This window comes from Streptomyces katrae (genome assembly GCF_000966975.1).
GTDB lineage: Bacteria > Actinomycetota > Actinomycetes > Streptomycetales > Streptomycetaceae > Streptomyces > Streptomyces katrae.
Map to the genome: position 1 here is coordinate 1 of NZ_JZWV01000639.1, position 5751 is coordinate 5751.

Annotated in this window: 5 protein-coding genes and 1 pseudogene; 2 read left to right on the top strand and 4 right to left on the bottom strand. The window is 74.5% G+C overall.

Annotated features, from left to right (window positions below):
- Positions 1-383 (top strand): annotated as a pseudogene (locus tag VR44_RS45200) (hypothetical protein); the annotation flags it as partial.
- Positions 384-523: 140 nt separating this feature from the next.
- The gene (locus tag VR44_RS22795; RefSeq protein ID WP_045949439.1) at positions 524-1411 is read left to right on the top strand and encodes a TIGR03619 family F420-dependent LLM class oxidoreductase; all 888 of its coding nucleotides are present in this window, start codon (positions 524-526) and stop codon (positions 1409-1411) included.
- Positions 1412-1448: 37 nt separating this feature from the next.
- Here the strand turns inward: VR44_RS22795 and VR44_RS22800 are convergent, their stop codons facing one another.
- The 4 genes from VR44_RS22800 to VR44_RS22815 all read right to left on the bottom strand — a co-directional run.
- Entirely contained in the window at positions 1449-2234 is a 786-nt protein-coding gene (locus VR44_RS22800; protein ID WP_045949440.1) for a class I SAM-dependent methyltransferase, read from the bottom strand.
- Between the two features lie 88 nt (positions 2235-2322).
- Positions 2323-3030 (bottom strand): helix-turn-helix transcriptional regulator, encoded by a 708-nt coding sequence (locus VR44_RS22805; protein ID WP_045949441.1) that lies wholly within the window; start codon positions 3028-3030, stop codon positions 2323-2325.
- 7 nt (positions 3031-3037) lie between these two features.
- Positions 3038-4426 carry a nucleobase:cation symporter-2 family protein gene (locus tag VR44_RS22810; protein WP_245692099.1) on the bottom strand — a complete coding sequence of 463 codons (1389 nt, stop codon included), beginning with the start codon at positions 4424-4426 and terminating at the stop codon, positions 3038-3040.
- Positions 4427-4940: 514 nt separating this feature from the next.
- A partial coding sequence (locus VR44_RS22815) for a PLP-dependent cysteine synthase family protein (protein ID WP_094191847.1) occupies positions 4941-5751 on the bottom strand: 811 nt, incomplete at its 5' end.

Consider the following 5751-nt stretch of genomic DNA (forward strand, 5'->3'; position numbering starts at 1 on the left):
GCCTCGGGCAGCCGGTGCTGCGCTACTTGGCCGACCTGGGCCCGCAGGCCGCTGGGCATGCCGACGCGGTACGGCCGTTGCTGACGTGCCCCGGACAGTGGAGCCGGGTCGGCGCGGCCGAGGCCTGGTGGCGGATCACGGGCGACGCGCCGCCGGCCGTGGAGGCCCTGCTGCCGGAGCTGGCACCGCTGGCCCGGCGCTCCGCGACCCCACTGGTGCTGCGGACCGTACGGGTTCTGGGCGCGATCGGCGGTCCGGCGGCAGCGGCCCTGCCCGTGCTGCACGAGGTCACCTCCTCGCCCCGCCGCTACGGCGGCATCCCGGCGGACGAGGAACTGCTCCGGGCCGCGCGGACGGCGACGAGTGCCATCGAGGGGACGTAAGGGATTTCGCCGCGCCACGCGAACGGGGCGCGGTGACATCGCCGGGAGTGCCCGCCCGCCCGTCGACGAAGGCGCGGGTGCGCCACGCCCGGCGGGGGAAACCCTCGGTGCGGTGGCGGGGCGGGGCGGAGACTGGGCCGATGGACATCGGAATAGCCCTGCCCCAGTACGGCGGCCACGCCCGCGCCGAGTGGATCGTGCCCTTCGCCCGCCAGGCCGAGGAGGCCGGCTTCGACTGGCTGTGGGTCGGCGACCGGGCCCTGGCACCCGTCGCGCCCAGCGACCTGTACCCCGGCCACACCGCGCAGGACCCGTACCCGCGCGGGTTCCGCACCTTCCTCGACCCGTTGACCGTGCTGACCGCCGCCGCCGGGGCGACGAGCCGGGTCCGGCTCGCGACCAGCACCCTCAACGCCCCGTGGTACCCGCCGCTGCTGCTCGCCCGTACCCTCACCACCCTCGACGTGATCAGCGCCGGGCGGCTGGTCGCCGGGCTGGGCATCGGCTGGCTGCGCGACGAGTACACCGCGGTGAACGCCGACTTCACCCGGCGCGGCGCCCGCCTGGAGGAGATCCTCGACATCCTGCGCGGCTACTGGACCGAGGAGGTGTTCGGCCACGAGGGCCCGCACTGGTCGATCCCCGAGTCGTACGTCGGCCTGCGCCCGGCCCGGCCGGGCGGCCCGCCGGTGCTGCTCGGCGGCCTCTCCCCCGCCGCGATGCGCCGCGTCGGCCGCCGTGCCGACGGCTGGGCCGGTGTGCTGCTGCCGCCGGACATGGAGGCGGGGCTGTGGGACCTGGCCCGGCGGGCCGCCGAGGAGGCCGGCCGGGATCCGGGGGCGCTGACCCGGCACATCCGCCACAACGTCCGGCCCGGGACCGGCGCCGGGGAGATCGCCGCGGTGCTGGACGGCGTACGGGCCTCCGGCGCGGACAGCGCCTTCATCGACCTCCAGCAGTGCGTGGCCGGACCCGGCGAGGCCCTGGAACTCGGGACCAGGGCACTGGAACGGCTGCGGGCCGGCTGACCGGGGTGCGCCCCCGACACCGGAAGGCCCGTCCGCTTCAGGCGGTACGCCGGCCCCGGGCGGCCCATGCCCGGGCGCGGAGCGGGATGGAGCCGTCCGCCGCCCGGGGCAGCGCGGCCTCCAGCCGTTCGCGCAGGGCCCGGCGGCGGTCCTCGGGGAGCGCGGCCAGGTAGGCGGGGGCGGGTCCCTGCCCGCCGAGGAAGGGTGTCCAGTAGTCGTCGAAGTCATGGAAGGGGGTCGGCACGCGGATCTCCTCGGTCTCCACGTCCACGAGCCCCGCGCCGGCCAGCAGTGCGCCGAGTGCCGTCCGGGTGCACAGCGGGAACCTGACGGCCTCGTCCAGTTCCCGGGCGCGCGGGTCCAGGGCGGTCGCGGCGTCCCAGAACGCCCGGATCGCCTCCATCCCGCCCTCGCCGTAGTCCCAGAGGTAGACCCCGACGAGTCCGCCGGGACGGACCACGCGCACCATCTCGGCGGCCGCCCGCGGGGCGGCCGGCACGAAGTTGAGGACGAGTCCGCCGACGGCGGCCGAGGCGGCGCCCCCCGCGAACGGCAGGTTCACGGCGTCCGCCCGGACGAACCGGGCCCGCGGGTCGTGGACGTGTGCCCGGGCGTACGCCAGGTAGCTCTCCGAGGGGTCGACGCCGACCACGTCCGCCGGTTGTGCCGCTTCCAGCACCGCCCGGGTGACCGCACCGGTACCGCATCCCACGTCACGCCAGCTGCCGCCCGGCGGCACGTCCAGCGCGCGGACGAACCGGGCGGCGACCAGGCGGCTCCACCGCCCGACGTACGGCTCGTACGCCTCACCCGCTGCCCACATCGGCCCCGCCTCCCGGACTCCGCGCCGTCCCGGCCATGATGCCGTGCGGCCGGGGCCGGGGGCGGCGACGCACCGGAGCGGCGCGGGCTCAGTACGCGGCGGTGTCCGGGCCGGTGCCGGTGAGGGAGCGGAAGCGGTCCGGCAGGGCCCGCAGCCAGGCCGCGCGGTCCGCGGCGATCTCCCGGAGCCGGGCGTCGCCGTTGCGGGCGACGAGGTGGCCCATGTAGCGCTCGTCGAACCGGGTGTACTCCCGGTGCAGTGCCTTCAGGGCGCGCGCCACCCGCCGCTCGTCGGCCTGCGCGAGGTGGGCCAGGGCGGTGACGTGGGCCTTCCAGCGCCCCTCGACGGCCTGGCGCAGCAGGCCGACGAGCTCGTTGTCCCGGTCGAGCACGTCCAGCAGTTCCTCGGAGCCCAGGCCGAGGGCGTCCGCCAGGAGCAGGGTCTGGCGGTCGTTGCCGGGCCAGCGGTGTTCGGCCTCGGCCCGGGCGTACGCGTCCGGGTCCATGCCGATGCGCAGGGCCAGGCGTTCGGCGGTGAACCCGCGTGACAGCCGGTGTTCCCGCAGGGCTGCGGGGCGTACGGCCATGAGGACCGCGACCGGGCACCACAGGGCGTCGGCGAGGGCGAAGAGCTCGGGTTCGGACGGGGGGACCGCCCCGGCTTCCCAGGCGTGGACGGCCTCCGGCGGCCGGTCCACGCCCAACTGGGACATGGCCGCGACGACCTGGGCGGGTGTCATCCCGAGGCGCAGCCTCGCGGCCCTGGCCTCGGCGGGGGAGAACGGGGGTGTGGGCACGGCCGGATCACCTGGCCGGGCGGGTGTCGGCGAAGGCGTCCCAGTCGATCTCCTCCCGTACCGTGCGGGTGGCGGTGCCCTCGATCCCCTCCTGCGCCGAACGGTCTGCGGTGCTGTGGAAGAACAGGTTCAGCAGGACGGCGGTGAGGCTGCCGAGGGTGATGCCGCTGCCGAGGACGGCCCGCAGTTCCGTGGGCATGCGTTCGAAGAACGGGCCCACGGCGGCCGGCAGCATCGCGGCGCCCAGGCTGAGGGCCAGGATCAGGGCGTTGCGCTCCTCGCGCAGGTCGACCTTGGCGAGGATCTGGATGCCGACGGTGGCGACCATGCCGAACATCGCGACGGCCGCGCCGCCGAGGACGGGGTGGGGGACGGAGGCGACCACCGCCCCGGCCTTGGGGACCAGCCCCAGGACGATCATGAGGAAGCCGGCGGCGACCACGACGAACCGGCTGGTCACCCGGGAGATCCGGACCAGGCCGATGTTCTCGGCGAAGGCCACGTACGGGAAGGAGTTGAAGACACCGCCGAGGACGGTGGCCACGCCGTCGGCGCGCAGCGCGCGGCCGACGGTCTCGCCGTCGACCTCGCGGCCGGTGATCTCGCCCATGGCGTACACGTCTCCGGTCGTCTCGACCATGGTGATCACCATGACGACCACCATCGCGAGCATCGGGAAGAGGTGGAACTGCGGTACGCCGTAGTGGAACGGGGTGCTGACGCCGACCCAGTCGGCCTGCTCCACCGCGCCGAGGTCGGCGTCGCCGAGCAGCCAGGCCGCGGTGGTGCCGCCGACGAGGCCGAGGAGGACGGCGACGCTGCGCAGGAAGGGCCCGCCGAAGCGGGAGAGGAGCAGGATCAGCAGGAGGGTGCCGCCGGCGTAGGCGAGGTGCTCCGTGGCGCCGAAACCGGGCTTGCCGATCAGGTCGGAGCCGCCGCCGACGTCCTGGAGGGCGACGGGTATGAGCACGATGCCGATGACGGTCAGGAGGGTGCCGGTGACAATCGGGGGGAAGTACTTGGCGAGCCGTCCGACGAACGGCGCGAGCAGGAACGTGGCGATGCCGCCGGTGATGACGGCTCCGTAGACCACCAGCAGTCCGGCGGTCCCGCCGCCCGCGCCCTGGCCGATGGCGATCATCGGGGAGACGGCGGTGAAGGTGGCGCCCTGGACGAGCGGGAGGCGGGCGCCGATCCGCCAGAATCCCCACGCCTGGATGATGGTGGCGATTCCGGCCGTGACCAGGTCGGCGTTGATCAGGTAGACGAGTTCGCGGGGGGAGAGTCCGAGGCTGTTGCCCAGGATGATCGGTACGAGGACCGCGCCGGCGTAGAACGCGAGGACGTGCTGGAAGCCGTACAACGACAGCTGGGACAACGGGGGGACCACGTCCACGGGGTGACGGTCGGCTGCGGGGGTACGTCGGCGCGAGGCCTGTGGTGCCATCTCTGCCTTGCCTTCGAGGGTAGGTGAATGAGAGGGGAACGCGACGGGGGGCCGCGTGAAAAGGGGGAGGTGCCTCGGAGGTGGGCGCGTACGGGCGACCGCTCGGATCGGGCGGCTCGCGGGGCGTGGGACGGCACGGGGTTGCCGGTGCTCGTCCGGGCGCTGTGAGGCGGAACGGGGCCGATACTGTCGGAGGTCAGGGGGTTACGCAAGTCGTCGGCCATGTTTTTGTTAGCGAAACCCGCAGGTAACTTGCGATTCGATGGCGACATCATTGTTTTGCTTCGGATTCCGTTGCGCAGAGCCGGTTTCTGTAACTGTCCGCCGGGCAGCGCGACTTCGCGGTCCCACCGCGGACCCGGCGGCGCGTCCGGGGTTCTTCCCCCGGAACGCACACCACCCCCCGCCCTCGGACGCGCGTGGCGTGCGTCCGAGGACGGGGGGTGGTGTGGGGCGGGGACGGTCAGGGCTTCGCGGTCAGCGCCAGGGACTGGTCCTGGGTCTGGGGCTGGTCCTCGGGCTGCTCGGGCGACCCCTGCCCGGCCTGCGGGCCGGTCGGCCGGCGGGTGGCCGAGGGCTCGCGGGCCGCCTGCTCCCGGGCGGCCGCGGCCTCCTCCTCGTCCCAGAGGCTGAGGTAGCGCTCGCCGGTGTCGGGCAGCAGGGTGACGATCGAGGCGCCGACGTAGTCCGGGTGGGCGGCCAGCCGGGCGGAGGCGTGGGCGACGGCGCCGGAGGAGACCCCGGCGAAGATGCCCTGGCGGCGGGCGAGCTGCCGGGCGGCGGTCAGCGCGTCCTCGTCGGTGACGGTCACCACGTAGTCGATCAGCGAGACATCGGTGGTGGGGGCCACGAAGCCGCCATTGAGACCGGGGATGCGGTGCAGACCGCCGGTGCCCTGGGAGAGCACCGGGGAGTTCTCCGGCTCGACCGCGACGACGCGTATCCCCGGGTTCTGCTCCTTGAGGTACTTGGCGGTGCCGCACAGGGTGCCGCCGGTGCCCACGCCGCAGACCAGGACGTCGATCCGGCCCTCCGTGTCGGCCCAGATCTCCGGGCCGGTGGTCTCGTAGTGGGCCCGGACGTTGTCGGCGTTCTCGTGCTGGCGGGGGAACCAGGAGCCGGGGGTCGCCGCGTGCAGCTCCTCGGCCTTGGCGATCGCGCCGGAGTAGCCCTGCTCGCGCGGGGTCCGCACGACCTCCGCGCCCAACGCCCTGAGCAGGGCGACCCGTTCACGGGTGGCGCTGTCGGGGAGCACGATGACGCAGCGGTAGCCG

Coding starts and splice junctions, on each gene's coding strand:
- VR44_RS22800 (WP_045949440.1), bottom strand. CDS start 2,234: ATGTGGGCAGCGGGTGAGGCGTACGAGCCGTACGTCGGGCGGTGGAGC.
- VR44_RS22795 (WP_045949439.1), top strand. CDS start 524: ATGGACATCGGAATAGCCCTGCCCCAGTACGGCGGCCACGCCCGCGCC.